Source organism: Salarchaeum sp. III (genome assembly GCF_036418315.1).
GTDB lineage: Archaea > Halobacteriota > Halobacteria > Halobacteriales > Halobacteriaceae > Salarchaeum.
Genome location: NZ_JAZHPG010000027.1, coordinates 469,426 through 486,685 on the forward strand (window position 1 = coordinate 469,426; position 17,260 = coordinate 486,685).

Annotated in this window: 20 protein-coding genes; 10 read left to right on the top strand and 10 right to left on the bottom strand. The window is 64.5% G+C overall.

All coding sequences use genetic code 11. From position 1 onward, the window contains the following. Positions 1 to 197: 197 nt before the first annotated feature. Positions 198 to 812 (top strand): archaellin/type IV pilin N-terminal domain-containing protein, encoded by a 615-nt coding sequence (locus tag U3A55_RS13240; RefSeq protein WP_330991971.1) that lies wholly within the window; start codon positions 198 to 200, stop codon positions 810 to 812. 404 nt (positions 813 to 1,216) lie between these two features. On the opposite strand, the gene U3A55_RS13245 is transcribed toward U3A55_RS13240, so the two are convergent. Genes U3A55_RS13245 through U3A55_RS13265 form a run of 5 tightly spaced genes read right to left on the bottom strand, consistent with a single transcriptional unit; the run spans position 1,217 to position 3,330 of the window. Then, the gene (locus U3A55_RS13245; protein WP_330991972.1) at positions 1,217 to 1,570 is read right to left on the bottom strand and encodes a hypothetical protein; all 354 of its coding nucleotides are present in this window, start codon (positions 1,568 to 1,570) and stop codon (positions 1,217 to 1,219) included. Positions 1,571 to 1,617: 47 nt separating this feature from the next. After that, positions 1,618 to 2,364 (bottom strand): hypothetical protein, encoded by a 747-nt coding sequence (locus tag U3A55_RS13250; protein ID WP_330991973.1) that lies wholly within the window; start codon positions 2,362 to 2,364, stop codon positions 1,618 to 1,620. Between the two features lies 1 nt (position 2,365). Further along, positions 2,366 to 2,512: a hypothetical protein gene (locus tag U3A55_RS13255; protein ID WP_330991974.1), complete on the bottom strand. Its 147-nt coding sequence runs from the start codon at positions 2,510 to 2,512 to the stop codon at positions 2,366 to 2,368. Between the two features lie 26 nt (positions 2,513 to 2,538). After that, positions 2,539 to 3,111 carry a hypothetical protein gene (locus tag U3A55_RS13260; protein ID WP_330991975.1) on the bottom strand — a complete coding sequence of 191 codons (573 nt, stop codon included), beginning with the start codon at positions 3,109 to 3,111 and terminating at the stop codon, positions 2,539 to 2,541. 39 nt (positions 3,112 to 3,150) lie between these two features. Beyond that, positions 3,151 to 3,330: a hypothetical protein gene (locus U3A55_RS13265; protein ID WP_330991976.1), complete on the bottom strand. Its 180-nt coding sequence runs from the start codon at positions 3,328 to 3,330 to the stop codon at positions 3,151 to 3,153. A 74-nt stretch (positions 3,331 to 3,404) separates the two neighbouring features. Between U3A55_RS13265 and U3A55_RS13270 the strand changes: the two genes are divergently transcribed. After that, entirely contained in the window at positions 3,405 to 3,857 is a 453-nt protein-coding gene (locus tag U3A55_RS13270; RefSeq protein ID WP_330991977.1) for a DUF7500 family protein, read from the top strand. On the opposite strand, the gene U3A55_RS13275 is transcribed toward U3A55_RS13270, so the two are convergent. Continuing rightward, a complete protein-coding gene (locus U3A55_RS13275; protein ID WP_330991978.1) occupies positions 3,854 to 4,465 on the bottom strand; it encodes a hypothetical protein in 612 nt (203 codons plus the stop codon). The two genes, U3A55_RS13270 and U3A55_RS13275, sit on opposite strands and share 4 nt — an antisense overlap. A gap of 95 nt (positions 4,466 to 4,560) precedes the next feature. On the opposite strand from U3A55_RS13275, the gene U3A55_RS13280 reads away from it, so the two are divergent. From U3A55_RS13280 to flaJ, 6 genes are read left to right on the top strand one after another with little or no spacing between them, the layout of a single operon-like run. Further along, on the top strand, positions 4,561 to 5,541 hold the full coding sequence (locus tag U3A55_RS13280) for a FlaD/FlaE family flagellar protein (protein ID WP_330991979.1): 981 nt from the start codon (positions 4,561 to 4,563) through the stop codon (positions 5,539 to 5,541). Positions 5,542 to 5,547: 6 nt separating this feature from the next. Further along, positions 5,548 to 5,988 (top strand): fla cluster protein FlaF, encoded by a 441-nt coding sequence (locus tag U3A55_RS13285; RefSeq protein WP_330991980.1) that lies wholly within the window; start codon positions 5,548 to 5,550, stop codon positions 5,986 to 5,988. Continuing rightward, positions 5,988 to 6,443, top strand: coding sequence for a flagellar protein G (locus tag U3A55_RS13290; protein ID WP_330991981.1), 456 nt, complete (start codon positions 5,988 to 5,990; stop codon positions 6,441 to 6,443). Before U3A55_RS13285 ends, U3A55_RS13290 begins: the two co-directional genes overlap by 1 nt. Before the next feature lie 14 nt (positions 6,444 to 6,457). Further along, positions 6,458 to 7,198 (top strand): ATPase domain-containing protein, encoded by a 741-nt coding sequence (locus U3A55_RS13295; protein ID WP_330991982.1) that lies wholly within the window; start codon positions 6,458 to 6,460, stop codon positions 7,196 to 7,198. Further along, entirely contained in the window at positions 7,199 to 8,881 is a 1,683-nt protein-coding gene (locus U3A55_RS13300; protein ID WP_330991983.1) for a type II/IV secretion system ATPase subunit, read from the top strand. Continuing rightward, positions 8,882 to 10,621, top strand: a complete 1,740-nt coding sequence (gene flaJ, locus U3A55_RS13305; protein ID WP_330991984.1) for an archaellar assembly protein FlaJ — start codon at positions 8,882 to 8,884, stop codon at positions 10,619 to 10,621. 6 nt (positions 10,622 to 10,627) lie between these two features. Here the strand turns inward: flaJ and U3A55_RS13310 are convergent, their stop codons facing one another. Then, positions 10,628 to 11,101 (bottom strand): FlaD/FlaE family flagellar protein, encoded by a 474-nt coding sequence (locus U3A55_RS13310; RefSeq protein ID WP_330991985.1) that lies wholly within the window; start codon positions 11,099 to 11,101, stop codon positions 10,628 to 10,630. An 87-nt stretch (positions 11,102 to 11,188) separates the two neighbouring features. Between U3A55_RS13310 and U3A55_RS13315 the strand changes: the two genes are divergently transcribed. Together U3A55_RS13315 and U3A55_RS13320 are read left to right on the top strand one after the other, a co-directional pair. Next, entirely contained in the window at positions 11,189 to 12,349 is a 1,161-nt protein-coding gene (locus U3A55_RS13315; RefSeq protein ID WP_330991986.1) for an acyl-CoA dehydrogenase family protein, read from the top strand. Positions 12,350 to 12,427: 78 nt separating this feature from the next. After that, a complete protein-coding gene (locus U3A55_RS13320; RefSeq protein WP_330991987.1) occupies positions 12,428 to 13,876 on the top strand; it encodes an acetyl-CoA hydrolase/transferase C-terminal domain-containing protein in 1,449 nt (482 codons plus the stop codon). Between the two features lie 15 nt (positions 13,877 to 13,891). On the opposite strand, the gene U3A55_RS13325 is transcribed toward U3A55_RS13320, so the two are convergent. The 3 genes from U3A55_RS13325 to U3A55_RS13335 form a co-directional block, all read right to left on the bottom strand. Continuing rightward, a complete protein-coding gene (locus tag U3A55_RS13325) occupies positions 13,892 to 14,116 on the bottom strand; it encodes a hypothetical protein (RefSeq protein ID WP_330991988.1) in 225 nt (74 codons plus the stop codon). Then, the gene (locus tag U3A55_RS13330) at positions 14,113 to 16,107 is read right to left on the bottom strand and encodes a TRAP transporter permease (protein ID WP_330991989.1); all 1,995 of its coding nucleotides are present in this window, start codon (positions 16,105 to 16,107) and stop codon (positions 14,113 to 14,115) included. Before U3A55_RS13330 ends, U3A55_RS13325 begins: the two co-directional genes overlap by 4 nt. Before the next feature lie 73 nt (positions 16,108 to 16,180). Continuing rightward, positions 16,181 to 17,221 carry a substrate-binding domain-containing protein gene (locus U3A55_RS13335; protein ID WP_330991990.1) on the bottom strand — a complete coding sequence of 347 codons (1,041 nt, stop codon included), beginning with the start codon at positions 17,219 to 17,221 and terminating at the stop codon, positions 16,181 to 16,183. Positions 17,222 to 17,260: the final 39 nt, after the last annotated feature.

Here is a 17,260-nt window from a genome sequence, read left to right on the forward strand (position 1 = left end):
CACTCCCTTACCCACCACACTTCGATCCTAAACCCCTGATTGAAATGTTACCTATCTGTCTTGAAAACCCCGGTATCGGCCTCTGATTTAGCCAATGAGTTTATGTACATGCCGCGTCTGAGTGCTGGTACAGGCGGCGCGCAGGCTGTGTGACTGCGTCGCTGACGGACCGCTAAACAACCCATTAAAACCCAATCATGGTAGACATCAGCATTCCCCGCCCCGACTTCGAAAAAGACCGGGGTCAGATCGGTATCGAGACGCTCGTCGTGTTCATCGCGATGATTCTCGTCGCTGCACTCGCAGCCGGCGTCCTCATCAACACGGCAGGCATGCTTCAGACATCCGCGCAGTCAACGAGCGAAGACGCCCAGTCCGGCGTTACGGACCGCCTCGACGTGAGCGCCGCGACCGGAATCGTTCACCACAACACGACGAATAATACTAAGGCTATCAACCAGACTACCATCTCGGTGAGCCTTGCGCCGGGTTCCGACCCAATCAACGTCAGTAAGACCACGATTCGATGGACGGGCCCGAGCGGTGCCACGACCCTCACTAATGAGGACTTCAACGTCAGTGCGGTGACGGACGAGGGTGACACCGTCCCGGTCCTCAACTCTCAGAACGACCGCTTCCAGGTCAGCATCAATCTCACTGGCGCTGATGGAGTGACCGAACTTGAAGCCCTAGAGGGCGGTGAAGAAGTCCACCTCACCTTCGTGACCTCGTCCGGCGCTGAAACGGTCTTCGCGCTCAACGTCCCGGCTTCCCTCGCTGACGCGGATGACGGCGAAGCAGTCCGCCTCTAAGCCGGACTCTCACTTCCGAACACGCCGCGGTTTTTCTTTCGGACGCAACACCTGATAGCGACGCATCCTGGTTCATCGAGTGGAGCGCATATTCAGGGAGAGCCTTCTTTATCGCGTCATGCTATTCTTGTCCCTGTAACTCGGACACCGCAAGAACTCAGGGCGACAGTTACAGGACCACGGCTATGGAGGCGTGCGTTTCGCCGTAGCCGCACTGCTGCCGCGATAGACTCCGTATCCCCGTGTACCGCTCTCCGCGATGTATCTCTGCCTCGTACGTCGCCCAGTCCGGCGCATATCTTCTTCGCCCACGCGTCCGCTCGAACGGCGTTGGTCTGTGTTGCTGCGGATACGTCCCTCGTGTTGACCAGAAATCTACTGAGTACGCGTGTGCCGATTACCGGCTACACGTACTGATTGAGGAAGCCGAGGAAGAGCGCGCCGGCGAAGATGACGAGGAGGAAGAGCACGGCGAACGCGGGATGAGTGAACGCGGTCTGGACGCTGCCGTCGGCTTTCTGTGCGGCGACGAACATCGCGCGGAAGACGACGAGGCTGGCGCCGAGGAAGAGCAGGAACACGACGCTGCCGAGCACGGGGATGACGTGGCTCGGCTGGACCTGCGCGACGGTCGCGACCGCAGCGACGGCGATGCTGACGACGAACGCCGCGAGAATGACGAGTGCGGCCTGATTTCGGGGCTTGATGTCGCGGAAGCCCGGGAGCCTATCGGGGAGGTAGTCTTTCGTTTCGGCCATTAGCACCCGCTACACTTCCCGATGCCTTAAATATCAAGGGCCGCCGCCTACGACGGCAGGACGACGCGGACGACGCGCTCCGCGTACCAGCGGAACGGATAGAGGAACACGAGGAGGGTCGGCGTTCCGATGGCGACGTAGAGAAGCGTCCACACGTCCACGAACACCGTCTGCGCGTCGAACAGCCGAGCGGCCTCACCCGTCACGGGAAGGGGGTCCACGCCGAGCGTGAGGTACCACGCGAGCACGACCAGCGGGAGCGTCCAGAGGTAGTGCCAGACGGCGGGCAGAACGCGGAACCCGCGCTTGTAGCGGTCGGTGGCGGTGCGCTGGCCGAGCTGGTAGACCAGTATCGGGTAACTCACGGGCACGACGAGCGCCGCGATACCGATTGCGAGGTACGTGAACTGCTCCGTCGTCTCGACGAGAAGGGGAAACGCGACGCCGGCCGCGATAACGCCGATGACGGAGAACGCCGCGACCGTCGTCATCCCCATCAACGAGGCGTCACTTGCGATCGAGAGCTCGCCACGCGCGACCGCGGCGTCCCGCCGGCCCTGCGCGAGGCCGAACGCGACCGCGCGGGCGGACAGGACGATGGAAAGCACGCCTATCGGGTTCGACACGCTCCGCCGAAACCCATGCAGCAGTGGTGCGTCGTAGAGGACGACACCCATGACGGCGATGAGCGCGACGAGCACGCCCGCGAACACTATCGTGCTCGCCCAGATTCTCCGCGAAACGAGCCAACTCACCGCCTCGATTTCCTTCGTGCTCGGTGTCTCCGACGACATCTCAGAACGCCGCCGTGCTCAACACGCCGAGAACGAGCAGTATCATCCCGACGAGAAGCATCGGCGCGACCCGGAGTGGGAGGTGGGCGCGGCGCCCCGGCCACACTCGGCGTAGCCCGGACTGCCAGTCGTCGAACGATACCTGCATCACTCCAATCAGGCGGCTACGAACCCTTATAACTTCTCACCCCTGCGTGACGTGTTCGATTCCGTCTCGCCACTCGTCGTGGTTGGGTGGGCGAACGTTGACACGATGGCGTTGAGGTACTGGTTCGCGGAGTACGTCCCGTCGTTGTACTTCCGCGCCCACTTTCGGGCGATGCCGAACGAGGTCGGCTGCCCGTCGTACCTGTCCTCGACGGTGACCGTGAAGTCCGTCGCCGCCTCGCCGCCCGCACCGACGTACGTCGCGTAACTCCGCGCGAACACGCCAACCTCGTTGACGAACGCCGACCGATCGCTCGCCGTCGAATCGTACGTCGCCGTGACGTACGTGAACCTACCCTCGTCGTTGCTCGCGGTACCCGTCGCCATTCTGGTGAGCTGTATCCCGATGTCGTTGTCGCCCTGTTCCGTCTCGATGAGATACCGAAGCTCCCCGACCGCCCCCGTCCCGTCAGCGTTCGGCTCCGTCGCAGTCACCGTCTCCTCGCTCCGCCCGCCGCCGGTGAGCGACGAACACCCCGCGAGCGCGCTCGCGCCCGCCGCACCGATTACGCCGGCGAACGCTCGCCGTTCGAGTTCCATACCAGTACGCAGCCCCTTACTGGCAAAAGCGTTGCTGCCTCACGTGAGCATCTCGATGACGATGAGGCCGAACCCCGCGATCAGCAGCGCGAACGCGAACCCGTACTCGAGGACAACGAGGTGAATGGTGTCGGTCTCGTCGCTGTCCGCGAGCCGGAGGAACGCCGCCGCCGCGACGACCAGTCCGAGGCCGGACGCGACGATGGGGAGCGAGACCATACCCGAGACAGGAAGGCGTGCGTCCTGAATGCTTCGCCCACGGGATTATGTCGCTCGCGTCCCATTCGCCACGTATGGCCGACGATTCGAACCCGACAATCGAGGACGTGGAGGACGTCCCACCCGAGGACATTCCGGAGGACGGCGTGCTCTCCCCCGAGGACTTAGACGTGGAGGACCGCGAGGAAGTCCAGCAGATCGGTGACGGCCGGTACGTCGTCGCGACGAACGCGGGACGGTCCCCGGACCCGCGGCCCACTGGCGCGCTCCCGTCCGAGCCGGACGACTCCCCGACACCCGAGGAGACGCCGTCAGCCACGGCCGCGCTCTCCGCGGTGCCCGAGCAGTACGCGGCCGCGCTCGCCGTGAAGACCGACCGCGGCGTCGCGGACGAACGGTTCGCGTCGAACAACGTCGTCGACACGTTCGAGCGCACGCTCCGCTGGTACGCCCAGCGTATCGACGCCTCCGAGCCGCCCGAGGACGTGTTGCGCGTGCTGCTCGCGGAGTCCGACCTCGACCTCTAGATGGGGATGCGCTCGTAGATGAACACGAGCAGCGCGGACAACACCACCACGGCCGCGAGCGTGAGTTCGGGACTCGGCGCCGCCCCGCCGAACGCCTGGTAGAGCACGGCGAGCTCGATACCGATGACGATACTGAGGAGCGCGACGACGCCGACCGCGAACCGCCACACGCGGCTCGGCCAGCCGTGTTCTTCTACGGTCTCCGTCCGCGGGTCCCGCCGGAGGAAGGTTACCTCGTCCAGCCGCAACCCCATCGCTTCGTACTTGAACTCCCCCATCCGCCACCGGTCGAGGTCGCGCTCGGGGAGCAGGTAGCCGAACACGACGAGCGTGTCGACACGGTCCCGGATTCGCTCGCTCTGCGACCGCAATTCGACGGTGTCGGCGTGACTGAAATCCGTGAACACGAGTACGCCCACGTCGCCGACGACGACATCGCACGGCCCGCGTGCCGTCCGGTCGACCGACACGTCGAACCCGCGGTCGGCTACTCCCTCAGCAAGATAGGTGGCGAGGCGCTGGCTGAACACGCGCTTGTCCGTGACGGGACTCTCCCACTCGGAGAGCAGGTCGACGACGGCGTCGTGGACCGCGTTCTCGTCAGCCATCCGTACAGTCTCTGTCTGGTCGACGCCCCGGGACCGCTTAAACCCCACTTTCCTGCCCAAAGGTTCTTCCTTACTGGGACCGAACCCGTTTATGAATGAACCTCGGCGACGTGATGCGGGAACTCGGCCTCGACTCCCTCGTTCCGAACTCTCAGTCGAAGGACGAGGAACGGGACGCCGAGGACGAGGCGGAGCAAGCGGACGCAGACTCGGAAACTGACGAAACCGGCGCTGACGCGGAGGCGGCGGAACCTGAGCCGGAACCGCAGCCGCCCCGGATATCGACGGAGGCGTTCGAGGGGGACGTGGGTGACGCGGTCGAAGAACTCCAGTACAACCTCGACGAAGTCCGGAACCGCGTCGGCACCAACGAGTCCGCTATCGAGTCCCTGGAGAACGACCGGGAGTCGATGGAGGCGCGTCTCGACGAGATACAGGAGACGAACGCGACCCTGCTCGGCGTGTACGACCGGCTCACGGACGACATCAATCCCTTCTCGTCGTCCAGCGAGCGCGAGGCGGTCGCGCCCGACGACGAGACGTACGGCGTGATGTCCGGCGAGGCGTCCGACGACATCGGCTACGAACGACAAACCGCCGCGGACGCGGAGGAGAGCGAGGACGAAGAGGACGAAGAGGACGTGGTGAGCTTCTCGGACTTGAAGGAGAACCTCGACGCGGACGCGGAGGAGGACGAGGATTCCGAAGCAGCGGACGGCGAGGAGCCCGTGGAGGCGCCGGCGCGGCCGGTTTCGGCCTCCCAGTCCGGAGACTCCCCCTACTTGGACGCGCTCGCGCCGACGTACGCGACCGATGTGGTGCTGATGCAGTGGGTGTCGATGCTCGTCGACACCGCCGGCCCCGCGGGCGCGCTGAAGACCATCGACTACTACGCCCAGATCGACTGGATAAGCCCCGCGGTGAAACGCCAGCTGGAGACGGTGCTGTCGGGCGCACACGACCTCGACGAGGACCAGCCGTCCCGGCCGCCGAGCGAACTCTCCGTGGAAGCGCACAGCGAGAGCTTCGAACACATCCAGAAACTGGCACAGCAGACGGAGCTCGCGGGGACGTAACACCGTATGGGGTTCAGCACGAACGGCGCCGCGGCAATCCTGTTCGTTGCGGCGTTCATGGTCGTGGGTGTCGTCGTTCCTGCGGCCCAGGCGAGCTTCGAGGACGTCTCCGACTCGATGGGCGCGCAGGAGAACCGCGCGCTCGCCGCCGGAAACACCGACATCGTGCTCGACGCCGTGCGGTACAACAACACGTCCGACCAGCTCACCGTTCGCGTCGCGAACACGGGGACGACGAGCCTGCACGTGAACGACACCGACCTGCTCGTCGACGGCGACTTCACGAACCCGGAGACGGCTGTCGAGGGCGCGAGCGCGCGGACTGTGTGGGCGCCCGGTGAGAACCTCACGTTCACGCTATCGCTCGCGACCGAACCGCAACGCGTCGTCGTCGTGACCGAGTACGCGGTGAGTAAGGGGACGAACGACGTGACGGTGGTGTCCTGATGGCGACGGTCTCCGTCGACAAACTCGTCATCTTCATCGCGTCGCTCCTCGTCGCGGCGACGGTCGCATCCACGCTCACGGCGAGCGTCGTCGACCTCGACCAGACGCTCCAAGGGTCGGGGCTCGCCGCCGCCGACAAGATAGAGACCGACGTGGACATCGTCGGCGACACGGGGAGTGACGCGTTCTACAACGAGTCCACCGGGAACGTCACGCTCCTCGTGAAGAACACCGGGCAAAAGGACTTATACGCCCAGACCTCCCAAATAGACGTATTCATTGACGGCCAGTACGCGACGGTGGACGCGCTCTCCAGACCCGACAACGCGACGGGTGCCGTGTGGGCGCCCGGCGAAATCCTCCGCCTCACTGTCTCCCACTCGCTCGACGCCGGCGAACACACCATCTCGGTGCACGTCGTCGGGGACGAGGAGACCGTGACCGTCTACGTGTAGGCCACCCACTCACCATGCCAGACCTCTACGAACTCGGACTCGACACCCGCGACCGCGTGAACGCGCAGCTCGGCGGCGGCCTCCCGGCAGGCAGCCTCGGTATCCTCGAGGGCGAACACGGCTCCGGGAAGAGCGTTATCACGCAGCGGTTCGCCTACGGCATCTGTGAGACCGGAAGTACGGTGACGTACGTCTCCACGGAGGAGACGGCGGCGAGCTTCATCGACCAGATGGAGTCCCTCGACTACGGCGTCGTCAAACACCTCACGCGGGAGAACATGCTGTTCCTGCACGCGGACGTGGACACGACGAACACGTTCAGCGACGTGGACGCACAACGCCCGCTCCTCCAACGGCTGATGGACGCGGAGACGATGTGGAACAGCGACGTCATCATCTTCGACGGGTTCGACTCCATCCTCCTCCACGACCCCCACTACGAGTCCATCCGCGAGCGCGGCGACGAGGACGACGTGATGCAGAACCTCATCAGCTTCTTCCGGAAGATTACCTCCCAGGGGAAGACAATCCTCCTCACCGTGAACCCCGAGTCGCTGACGGACGCCGCGCTCCGGCCCGTCCGCGATGTCTCAGACATCTACCTCACACTCTCCTCGGAGGAAGTCGGGAACGGCATCCGCCGACAGATGGTCGTGAAGAAGTTCGCGGGCATGGGGAATCAGGTCGACGACACCATCGGCTACGAGGTGCAGACGGGCCGCGGGCTGACTATCGTGACGCGGACGGTGGCATAGATGACGGAACTCGGCTCCCAGCGCGCGAGCGCGGAACTCCAGTCGCTGATGGACGAACACACCCATCTCCGCGACCACCTGGAGACGTTCCGCGAGGAACACGGCGAGTACCCGCTGTACGTCGACGAACTCGAGGACGAACACGAGATGCACAACCCCCACGTCGTCTACCCGACCGCGTCGGAACACCCGACGTTCTGCCACATTCACGGGGACGTGGGTATCGACACCACGTACTACGTCGTCGAACCGTCGCTCCGCCCGAACGAACACCAGCAGTACGAGAAAATCCGGCAACTCCTCCTCGACAAGAGCGTCACCAAGCCCGCGCCGAGCGAGGAACGCCAGTTCGACGAACACCTCGACGAACTCCTCGACGAAATCGTCTCCGTCGGCGGCGTCGCGTCCGGCACCATCGGATCCATCATCGGAACCACCGTAAACGTCGACGCGGAAACCTACCGCCGGGTGCGCTACCGCCTCCAGCGCGACATCGTCGGCCTCGGCCCGCTCGACCCCGTCATGAGCGACCCCGAGAACGAGGACATTCACGTCATCGGCCCCCACCAGTGCTACGTCGACCACGCGACGTACAGCATGCTCCCCACCACGGTCGACTTCGGGTCGAGCGAGGAGTTCGAGAACTGGATTCGGAACATGGGCGAACGCATGGACACGCCCGTGTCGGACTCGAACCCCATCATCGACTCCACGCTCCCCGACGGCTCCCGTATCAACATCATCTACAGCGACGACGTGTCCGTCCAGGGACCGAGCCTCACCATCCGCCAGAGCGAGGAAGTTCCCCTATCGATTTTCCAGATTACGAAGTGGGGGACGCTCAGCCCCGAACTCGCCGCGTACCTCTGGCTCTGCCTGGAGAACGAACGCACCGTGTTCGTCGTCGGGGAGACGGCGTCCGGGAAAACCACCACCCTGAACGCCTCCATCTCCCTCATCCCCCGCGACTCCAAGATTTACACCGCGGAGGACACCGCCGAGGTGAACGTCCCCCACTCCACCTGGCAGCAACTCCTCACCCGCGAGGGCCAGGGCGACGACGAGAACGCTGACGTGGACATGTTCGACCTCGTCGCCGCCGCCCTCCGGTCTCGCCCCGACTACATCATCGTCGGCGAGGTCCGGGGCGCCGAGGGACAGATGGCGTTCCAGGCCGCGCAGACCGGTCACCCCGTGATGCTGACGTTCCACGCGAGCGACATCGTCTCCATGATTCAGCGCTTCACGGGCGAACCCATCAACGTCCCCGAGACGTTCATGGACAACTGCGACGTGGCGCTCTTCCAGAACCGCGTGAAACAGGGCGACCGCGTGCTCCGCCGCGTCACCTCCGTCCAAGAGATCGAGGGATACAGCGACCACGACGGCGGCGTCATCACCCGGCAGGCGTTCAACTGGGACCCCCGCGACGACGAAGTCGTGTTCACGGGCATGAACAACAGCCACGTGCTCGAAGACCAAATCGCGGAACTCCTCGGCTACCAGGACACCCGCGAAATATACAACGAACTCCGGCGACGCGCCGAAATCATCCGCCGGCTCATCGACGAGGACGTGCTGTCCTGGGCGGAGGCGAACAACGCCATCGCCACCTTCCAGCGCGACGGTGTCGAGGCACTCCCGATAAATACTGGTGGCCTGCCCGACTCACCGGAAGCATAGATGGCGACGGAGACCGGGACGGGAACGCAGGTCGGCGGCGACGAAGGCGAGTTCGACATCGGCGACGCCGTTCGGTCGCTCCTGCGGGACTACGAGTACATGGGGATGCCCGCGCAGCGGTACGCGCTAGTCGTCATCCTCCCCTCGGTCGTCCTCGGGTTCGGCGTCATGCTGCTGCCGTTCATCCTCGGGCTCCCGCTCTTCGTCGTCCCCGTCACCGTCCTGTTCGGACTGTTCGTCCCGACCGTCGCGCTCATCTACCCGAAAATCCTCCAGGACCGCAAGCGCAAGGAGATACGCGAACACTTCCACCTCTTCATCACCCACATCACCATTCTCTCCACGACGAACATTGACCGCGTCGAAGTGTTCCGCACGCTCGCCCAGGAAGACGAGTACGAGGCTATCGCGGAGGAAATGGGGCACATCGTCGGACTCATCGACACGTGGAACCAGAGCCTCGAAGACGCCTGCCGGATGCGCGCGAAACGCGTCCCCAGCCCCCTGATGCAGGACTTCCTCGAACGCCTCGCGTACACCGTCGGCGCGGGCCAGACCATGGACGACTTCCTGCTCTCCGAACAGGACTCCATCATTCAGAGCTTCGTCACGCGCTACGAGTCCCAGCTCGACCGGCTCTCCCTCATCAAGGACGTCTACATGAGCATCGTGCTCTCCACGACGTTCGGCCTCGTGTTCGCGCTCGTCGTCCCGTTCATCGTCGGTATCGACCCGATGACGCCCGTGATGGCCGTCATCCTCCTCTACCTCTTCCTCCAGGTGGTGTTCGTGTACGCGATGAACAGCGTCGCCCCCACGGACCCCGTCTGGTTCTACCGCACCGAAATCGCGCTCGACCGGAACGCCCGCCTCCGCACCGGCTTACTCGTCGGCACCGGCCTCAGCCTCGCGTTCACCGCGCTCACCTACGGCATCCTCTCCGGACTCGTCCCCGTCGGCGCCGACATCCCGCTCCCAATCTACCTCGCGTTCCCGTTCACGCCCTTCCTCATCCCCGGCCTCATCGCGCGCCAGGAACAGAAACGCATCAAGAACCGCGACGAATCCTTCCCCTCCTTCATTCGCGCGCTCGGCGCCGTCGAATCAGTCAAACAGAGCTCCACCGGCTCCGTCCTCCAGAGCCTCCGGAAGAAGGACTTCGGGAACCTCACCACGAACATTGACGACCTCTACAAACGCCTCTCGATGCGCATCGACTCGAACCTCGCGTGGCGGTACTTCGCCGCCGAAACCGGCTCCTACCTCATCCAGAAGTTCAGCGACATGTACGTCACGGGCCGCCGCATGGGCGGCGAACCCCGTCAGCTCGGCAGCCTCATCGAAGCGAACATCAGCGAAGTCCTGAACCTCCGCCGGAAACGCAGCCAGGAAGCCGGCACCGTCGTCGGCACCATCTACGGCATCACGGGCGCGAGCGTGTTCGCGATGTTCGTCGGCCTCGAAATCTCGAAGCTGTTCATGACCATCGCGCAGGACATGGACCTCAGCAACGCCCAGCTCGGCGGATTACTCTCCGTCAGCCAGTACGACATCCCCGAACTCCAGTTCATGCTGTTCGTCATCGTCCTCATCAACGCCCTCCTCACGTCCGTGATGATTCGCATCGTCAGCCGGGGGCACTCGCTCACCACGCTCACGCACTTCGTCGTCCAGGTCTGGATAAGCGCCATCGTCGCCGTCGCCACCGGCTACCTCGTCGGCGCGCTCGTCCAAGTATAAGAACAGCTACTCCTCGTCCTCGTCGCGCGCCGCGGCCTGCGCCGGCTCCGGGATGTCCTCCTCGAACTCGCCGGCCGCGGCGGCGGCCTCCCGGGCGGCGGCGCTCCCCGAAATCGTCGCGAGCTGGTGGGTGATATTGTCGTTCGCGATAGCCGCGACGTACTCCAGGGATTTCGCGTGCGCGTCGAACGGGGAGTCGCCGAGGTCGTCGAGCTCGCTGCTCAACTCCGGCTCGTACTCGGGATCGGACTCCAGGGCGTCCAGCGGAAGGCCGCGAACGTAATCCGCCATCGTCTCCTTCACGGCCTCGCTCACCCAGCCGACCTCCTCGTAGTACCGCAGCGCGCTGATAGCGCCGGACGCGCCGAACGCGCGGCCGAGGTGTCGCCCCCACTCCATCGCGGTGACGCGCTCCGCCGCACTCCCGTCGAGCGACGTGAGATAGGGCGACGCGTCCCGGCGTACTCGTCCATCAGACATACGTTATCCCCTCTTTCATCCCCCATCTTATTGGCTTTCCGGCCCGGTTGCACAATCCTTATGCGTCGTTTCGCCTAGTTACAGGTAATGTTGGACTTCGTTGGCCTGGAGGAGGACCTTTCAGCCGAGGAGCGGATGATTCGGGACACAGCCCGCGACTTCGTCGAATCCGAAATCAAGCCGGACATCGGCGAGCACTTCATCGAGGGCACGTTCCCCACGGACATCATCCCGAAGATGGGCGAGATGGGGTTCTTCGCGCCGAACCTCGACGGCTACGGGCTCCCCGGTGTCTCCGAGACCGCGTACGGTCTCCTGATGCAGGAACTCGAAGCCGGTGACTCCGGGCTGCGCTCGATGGCGAGCGTGCAGGGCGCACTCGTCATGTACCCGATTCACGCGTACGGGAGCGACGAGCAGAAGGAGGAGTGGCTGCCCGCGATGGGTCGCGGCGACGCCGTCGGCTGCTTCGGACTCACCGAACCCCAGCACGGCTCGAACCCGTCCGGAATGGAGACGTACGCCGAGAAGCGCGGCGACGAGTACGTGCTGAACGGCGCGAAAACCTGGATCACGAACTCCCCCATCGCTGACGTTGCCGTCGTGTGGGCGAAGGACCGGAGCGACGACGACACCGTCCGCGGCTTCCTCGTCGAGACCGACCGGGAGGGCGTGACGACGAACAAGCTCGACGAGAAGCTCAGCCTCCGCGCGTCCATCACGGGCGAAATCGGCCTGAACGACGTGGTCATCCCCGAGGAGAACGTCCTGCCCGGCGTCTCCGGGATGAAAGGCCCGCTCTCGTGCCTGACGCAGGCGCGTTACGGTATCGCCTGGGGCGTCATCGGCGCCGCCCGGGACGCCTTCGAGGAAGCCCGCGAGTACGCGAAGGGCCGCGAACAGTTCGGACAGCCCATCGCGGGCTTCCAGCTCCAGCAGCAGAAGCTCGCCGAACAGGCGACCCAGATCACCACCGCCCAATTGCTCGCGCACCGGCTCGCCGACCTGAAGGAGCGCGGCGACCTCGAACCCAGCCACGTCTCCATGGCGAAGCGGAACAACGTCCGGATGGCGCGCGACATGAGCCGCGTCGCCCGCGAGATGCTCGGCGGGAACGGCATCAGCGCGGACTACTCGCCGATGCGGCACATGGCGAACATGGAAACCGTCTACACGTACGAGGGCACGCACGACATCCACACGCTCGTGCTCGGCCAGGAACTCACCGGCATCCAGGCGTTCCAGTAGAGCGACGGCGACGGAAGCCTTTTTCATCGCGTGCGGGGTACCGGGGGGCATGCACGACTTCTCCGAGTCTGATTCTCGATGACCGTCACCGACCGCCTGAACGGCGACCTCCCCCTGCGGGACGCCGACTCGGTCGCCGCCGACATCGACGCCGACGCGACCGTGCTCACAAGCGGGTTCGGGAGCGTCGGCTACCCGAAACTGGTGCCGCTCGCGCTCGCCGACTCCGAACGCGACCTCGACCTCACGCTCGTCTCCAGCGGGAACGTCGGCGACGAAATCGACGTTGACCTCGTCGAATCGGGCGCTATCGCCCGCCGGTTCAGCTACCAGTCCTCCGAGGTCGCGCGCGCCGCGACGAACCGCCGCGACATCGCGTTCAGCGACCGGAACGCGTCCTCCATGGGCGACGACGTGCAGTACCGCGGCATCGTCGACCCCGACGTCTGCGTCGTCGAAGCCGTCGCCGTCGGCCCGGACTGGTTCGTCCCGTCCACGTCGCTCGGCCAAGTCCCGGCGTTCGTCGAGGCCGCTGACGAACTCGTCGTCGAAGTCAACTCCGCACAGCCGCTCGAACTGCAGGCGCTCCACGACATCTACCGGCCGGACGCCCCGCCGAACCGCGACCCCGTTCCGCTCACCGACCCCGGCGAGCGCATCGGGAGCACCCGCGTCGAGTTCGACTCCGAGAAGCTCACCGCAGTCGTAGAGTCCGACCGCCCCGACGACACCTACACGTTCCGCGACCCGACCGACGACGACCTCGCTATCGCCGAGAACCTCGGGGACTTCCTCACCGGGGAGATGGAGCGCTCGCCCGTCTTCGAGGACGCCATCCACCTCCAGTTCGGCGTCGGCAGCCTCGGGAACGCCCTGATGGGCGAACTGAAGGAACTCGACTTCGGCGGCCGCGACGTAGTGTACTTCGGGGAACTCATTCAGGACGGCCTGTTCGACATGCTGGACGAGGGCCGCCTCGAAGCCGCGAGCGCCACCTCGCTCGCGCTCACCACCGAGGGCCAGGAACGCCTCTTCGAGGACGTAGAACGCTACGCCGAGGACATCGTCCTCCGCCCCGCCGACATCTCCAACCACCCCGGCCTCATCGACCAGTTCGGCGTCGTCGGAGTGAACAGCGCCATCGAGTTCGACATCTACGGGAACGTGAACTCCACGCACGTCAACGGTAGCCGCATGATAAACGGCGTCGGCGGGAGCGCGGACTTCAACCGGAACAGCCTCGTCTCCGTCTGCGCGCTTCCGTCCACCATCAAGAACGGCGAGATTTCGCGTGTCGTCCCGATGTCGTTCCACGTCGACCACACCGAACACGACATCGACGTGTTCGTCACCGAACAGGGTGTCGCGGACGTGCGCGGCCTCGCGCCCGTCGAACGCGCCGAATGCATCATCGAGAACTGCGCGCACCCCGCGTTCGTCGACGACCTCCGCGACTACCTGGAGGACGTGAAAACGCAGGACGCCCACATCCCCATGGACGTGGAGCGCGCCGCGAACTGGCAGTAACGAGAGAAGAGGGTTTTATCCGAGGTAGATGGTGAGCCACCAGACGTAGCCGATGGCAAGCCCGAGTCCGAGCACGAGCTCCATCACGCTCGTGTAGGTGTCGCCCCAGGTGTCCCGGAACTCCTGAATCCGCTGAATCGGCATCCAGAACGGCTGCAGGGGTTCGGGGAGCACCTCGCCGAGGCCGCCCACGTCGGTCGTGTCGACCTGGTCTTCGGGGTCCTCGCGGCGTTCGCTCATTGCGCACCACCCGTAGTCGGACGGTCCATGTCTCCATACAGCATCTTCTCACCGAAGAACACTGCGGCGAACACGGCGATACCCACTATCTTCACGATGTGGTTCGGGTGCACCATCACGACCACGCCGACGACGGAGAGGCCGATTCGCGCGAGCACGGTCTGCCAGAACCCGAGCGAGAACGGATAGTTCAGGCCGTAGATGATGGCTATCGCGCCGAGCAGCACGAGCAGGCCGACCCAGATGGTCGTCAGGCCGAGCGAGAACGACACGAGCGAGGTGTTGTAGACGAACGCGACCGGCAGGACGAACAGCGGTGCGGCGATCTTGATCGCTGCGCCGCACGTCCGCCAGAAGTTCGCCTCCGCGATACCGGCAGCGACGACGGCCGCCGTCGCGACCGGGGGCGTAATGCCCGCCAGAATGGCGGCGTAGAACACCGTGTAGTGCGACGCGATCTGCGGGATGTCGAAGTTGTTCGTCAGCGCCGGTGCGATGAGCACGGAGACGATGACGTACGCCGCGGCCGTCGGCATACCGACGCCCATCAGGATGCTCACAGCCATCGCGAGCAGGACGGCGAAGAGGAGTACGCCGCCAGAGATACCCATGATCATGATGGCTATCTTACTCGGAACGCCGGTGACCTGGAGGATGCCGACGACGCCGCTGACGGCGACGAGGATGATGGCGATCGGTGCGAGAATCACCGCGCCGCGGCGGAAGCCGTGGACGGTGTTCCAGAACTGGTTCACGAGTTCCCCGAGCGGGGAGTCGCCCGTGATTGCGGCCCGAACGACGGGGAGGAAGACGCCGAACCCGATCATGGAGAAGATCGTCCACATCGCGGACGTCGTCACCGTATACTGGAGGACGCCAAGCAGGCCGATGAGGACGAGGAACGGCACGCCGAACCGCACGGTCTCGACGACCTTGTCGGTCGTCGTGAGCGAGTCGTCGAAGAAGCTCTCGAAGTCCATGCTCTGGCTGCTCTGGTCGCTGATGGCCGTGTAGTGGACGGCGATGCTGATGCACGCGACCAGGATCGCCGCCGGCACGAGACCGGCGACGACGATGTTGATGTAGCTCGTCTGGAGCGTCGACGCCATGATGAACGCGGACGCGCCCATGACCGGCGGGAGCACCTGTCCGGACGTGGACGCGACCGCCTCGATGGCGGCCGCTCGATACCCGGACATCCCGGACTCCTTCATCGTCGGAATGCTGAACGACCCCGTCATCGCGGCGTTCGCGGTGTACGAGCCGTTGATGGACCCGATAACCGCGGACGCGAGCACGGCGGTCTGCGCGACGCCGGACTCGATGTACTTCGCGGACTGAATCGCCACGCGAAGGATGAGATCGAACGCGCCGTACGCGAACAGGAGGCCCGCGTACAGGAGGAACGGTGCGATCCAGGAGGCGGTGAGTTGTGTCAGACTCCCGTAGAACCCACCGAGGTCGGTGACGAGGGTCTGCAGGAGCGTGAGCTGGTCCATACCGCCGTGGCTGATAATGATGCTGTCCGCGATGTAGTTCCCGAACATCCCGTACAGTATCATCCCGCCGACGAGCCCGAGGAAGAGGTTCCCGAACTCGCGCCACGTGAGGTAGAGGATGGAGAGGATGATGAGGCGCGCGAGCAGGTACTGATGCTCGGTCGCGTACCCCTGCTGCTGGAGGTAGACGAGTTCGAAGTTCGTGGCGAAGAAGACGGCGGCGCTGATGAGGATGATCGAGGCCGGAAGAAGGACGATCCCGTCTATCCAGTCCCGTTCTTCGACGGCCTCCTTCGTTTCGTTCAGCGCGTAGACCGTCATGATACCGCCGACGAACACGACGCCGTACTGAACCGTAGACGGCAGGAATCCTTCCGCGTACGACCGGTAGAGGACGATCGCCCAGAAGAAGAGCGCGCTTACTGTGACTGAAATGTCGAGCCCGCGGCTGACGATTGTGTTAGGTGAACTTTGATTCGATTGCGTACTCATGTATGGTGTTGCTTGGTGTCGTGCATGCGACTAAATCACAAAAATGCGCGGTCGTTCCGCGCCGATTACGGATTTAGTCTCGCGAAGCCTCGGTGAGGCTGTCGTCCCATGCGTCGTTGTCCTTGTAGTACTGGGCTGCGCCGGGGTGAACCGGGAGCTGTTCGCGGCTGGACGCGAGCATATCGCTCGTCGACTCGAAGTCGTTGAACTGCGGCTCCGTGCTGTTGATGTCGTCGTTGTGCTCCTCGACGACCCGGCAGAGTTCGTAGACCGCGTCGTCGCTCGCGCTCGGGTTGAACGCGTAGTTCACTTCGAGGTTCCACGTGAACACTTCGTCCGTGCCGATGTCCGCGTTCCCGAGCGTCCACTCGCTGTACGGCGTGGTGGACGTACCCGCGCCGCCGTAGTTCTCGGCGGACTCGATGAGTGCGTCCGTCGGTTCGACGTAGTGGACGTCGATACGGGACGCGATCTGGGTGACGAAGCCGGTGTAACTCACGCCGGGCGTCCCGTACGCGATACACGCGTCGATTTCGCCTTCCTCCATCGCGCCGGGGGCGTCCTCGACGCTGAGGTCGACGATGCTCATCTCGTCGAAGACGTCCGCCGTCGGCTCCTGCGACCACACGTCGAGCGTCGTCGCGCGCGTCGAGTAGCCGGGTTCGGCCGGGTAGACGTTCTTCCCGGCGAGGTCGTCGAACGTCTCGATGTCCGTCCCGTCACGCGCGACGATGTAAATGCTGTACGGGAACGCGTAGAACCCGTACCACGGGACGCTATCGACGCCCTCCTCCTCGAACGTACCGCGGCCGTCGAGCGCCTTGAGGAGCGAGTTGTTGTCCGTAATGCCGGCGTTGAACTGGCCCTGGTCCATCCGGCGGATGGTGCCGATGTAGCCGGGGCTCTCGACGGTCGCGTAGCTCAGGCTGTCGCTGTGGTTCGATGCCGCCTGTTCGACTGCGAGACCGACGTTCTTCGTGCCGCCGGCGGACGTGCCGACGTCAAGCTGCATTTCGTTATCCCCGCCACCGCTGGTACATCCGGCCAATCCGAGTGCACCGACAGCTGCTGAGCCGTACAAGAACTCCCGTCGGTTCATGCCATCATCCGACATAGTCGTTCATAACACTCACAACCATATATAATAATCTGT

Bases quoted from the DNA above. Each gene is read 5' to 3' on its own strand.
- U3A55_RS13240 (WP_330991971.1), top strand. From the start codon at position 198: ATGGTAGACATCAGCATTCCCCGCCCCGACTTCGAAAAAGACCGGGGT.
- U3A55_RS13245 (WP_330991972.1), bottom strand. From the start codon at position 1,570: ATGGCCGAAACGAAAGACTACCTCCCCGATAGGCTCCCGGGCTTCCGC.
- U3A55_RS13250 (WP_330991973.1), bottom strand. From the start codon at position 2,364: ATGTCGTCGGAGACACCGAGCACGAAGGAAATCGAGGCGGTGAGTTGG.
- U3A55_RS13255 (WP_330991974.1), bottom strand. From the start codon at position 2,512: ATGCAGGTATCGTTCGACGACTGGCAGTCCGGGCTACGCCGAGTGTGG.
- U3A55_RS13260 (WP_330991975.1), bottom strand. From the start codon at position 3,111: ATGGAACTCGAACGGCGAGCGTTCGCCGGCGTAATCGGTGCGGCGGGC.
- U3A55_RS13265 (WP_330991976.1), bottom strand. From the start codon at position 3,330: ATGGTCTCGCTCCCCATCGTCGCGTCCGGCCTCGGACTGGTCGTCGCG.
- U3A55_RS13270 (WP_330991977.1), top strand. From the start codon at position 3,405: ATGGCCGACGATTCGAACCCGACAATCGAGGACGTGGAGGACGTCCCA.
- U3A55_RS13275 (WP_330991978.1), bottom strand. From the start codon at position 4,465: ATGGCTGACGAGAACGCGGTCCACGACGCCGTCGTCGACCTGCTCTCC.
- U3A55_RS13280 (WP_330991979.1), top strand. From the start codon at position 4,561: ATGAACCTCGGCGACGTGATGCGGGAACTCGGCCTCGACTCCCTCGTT.
- U3A55_RS13285 (WP_330991980.1), top strand. From the start codon at position 5,548: ATGGGGTTCAGCACGAACGGCGCCGCGGCAATCCTGTTCGTTGCGGCG.
- U3A55_RS13290 (WP_330991981.1), top strand. From the start codon at position 5,988: ATGGCGACGGTCTCCGTCGACAAACTCGTCATCTTCATCGCGTCGCTC.
- U3A55_RS13295 (WP_330991982.1), top strand. From the start codon at position 6,458: ATGCCAGACCTCTACGAACTCGGACTCGACACCCGCGACCGCGTGAAC.
- U3A55_RS13300 (WP_330991983.1), top strand. From the start codon at position 7,199: ATGACGGAACTCGGCTCCCAGCGCGCGAGCGCGGAACTCCAGTCGCTG.
- flaJ (WP_330991984.1), top strand. From the start codon at position 8,882: ATGGCGACGGAGACCGGGACGGGAACGCAGGTCGGCGGCGACGAAGGC.
- U3A55_RS13310 (WP_330991985.1), bottom strand. From the start codon at position 11,101: ATGTCTGATGGACGAGTACGCCGGGACGCGTCGCCCTATCTCACGTCG.
- U3A55_RS13315 (WP_330991986.1), top strand. From the start codon at position 11,189: ATGTTGGACTTCGTTGGCCTGGAGGAGGACCTTTCAGCCGAGGAGCGG.
- U3A55_RS13320 (WP_330991987.1), top strand. From the start codon at position 12,428: ATGACCGTCACCGACCGCCTGAACGGCGACCTCCCCCTGCGGGACGCC.
- U3A55_RS13325 (WP_330991988.1), bottom strand. From the start codon at position 14,116: ATGAGCGAACGCCGCGAGGACCCCGAAGACCAGGTCGACACGACCGAC.
- U3A55_RS13330 (WP_330991989.1), bottom strand. From the start codon at position 16,107: ATGAGTACGCAATCGAATCAAAGTTCACCTAACACAATCGTCAGCCGC.
- U3A55_RS13335 (WP_330991990.1), bottom strand. From the start codon at position 17,221: ATGTCGGATGATGGCATGAACCGACGGGAGTTCTTGTACGGCTCAGCA.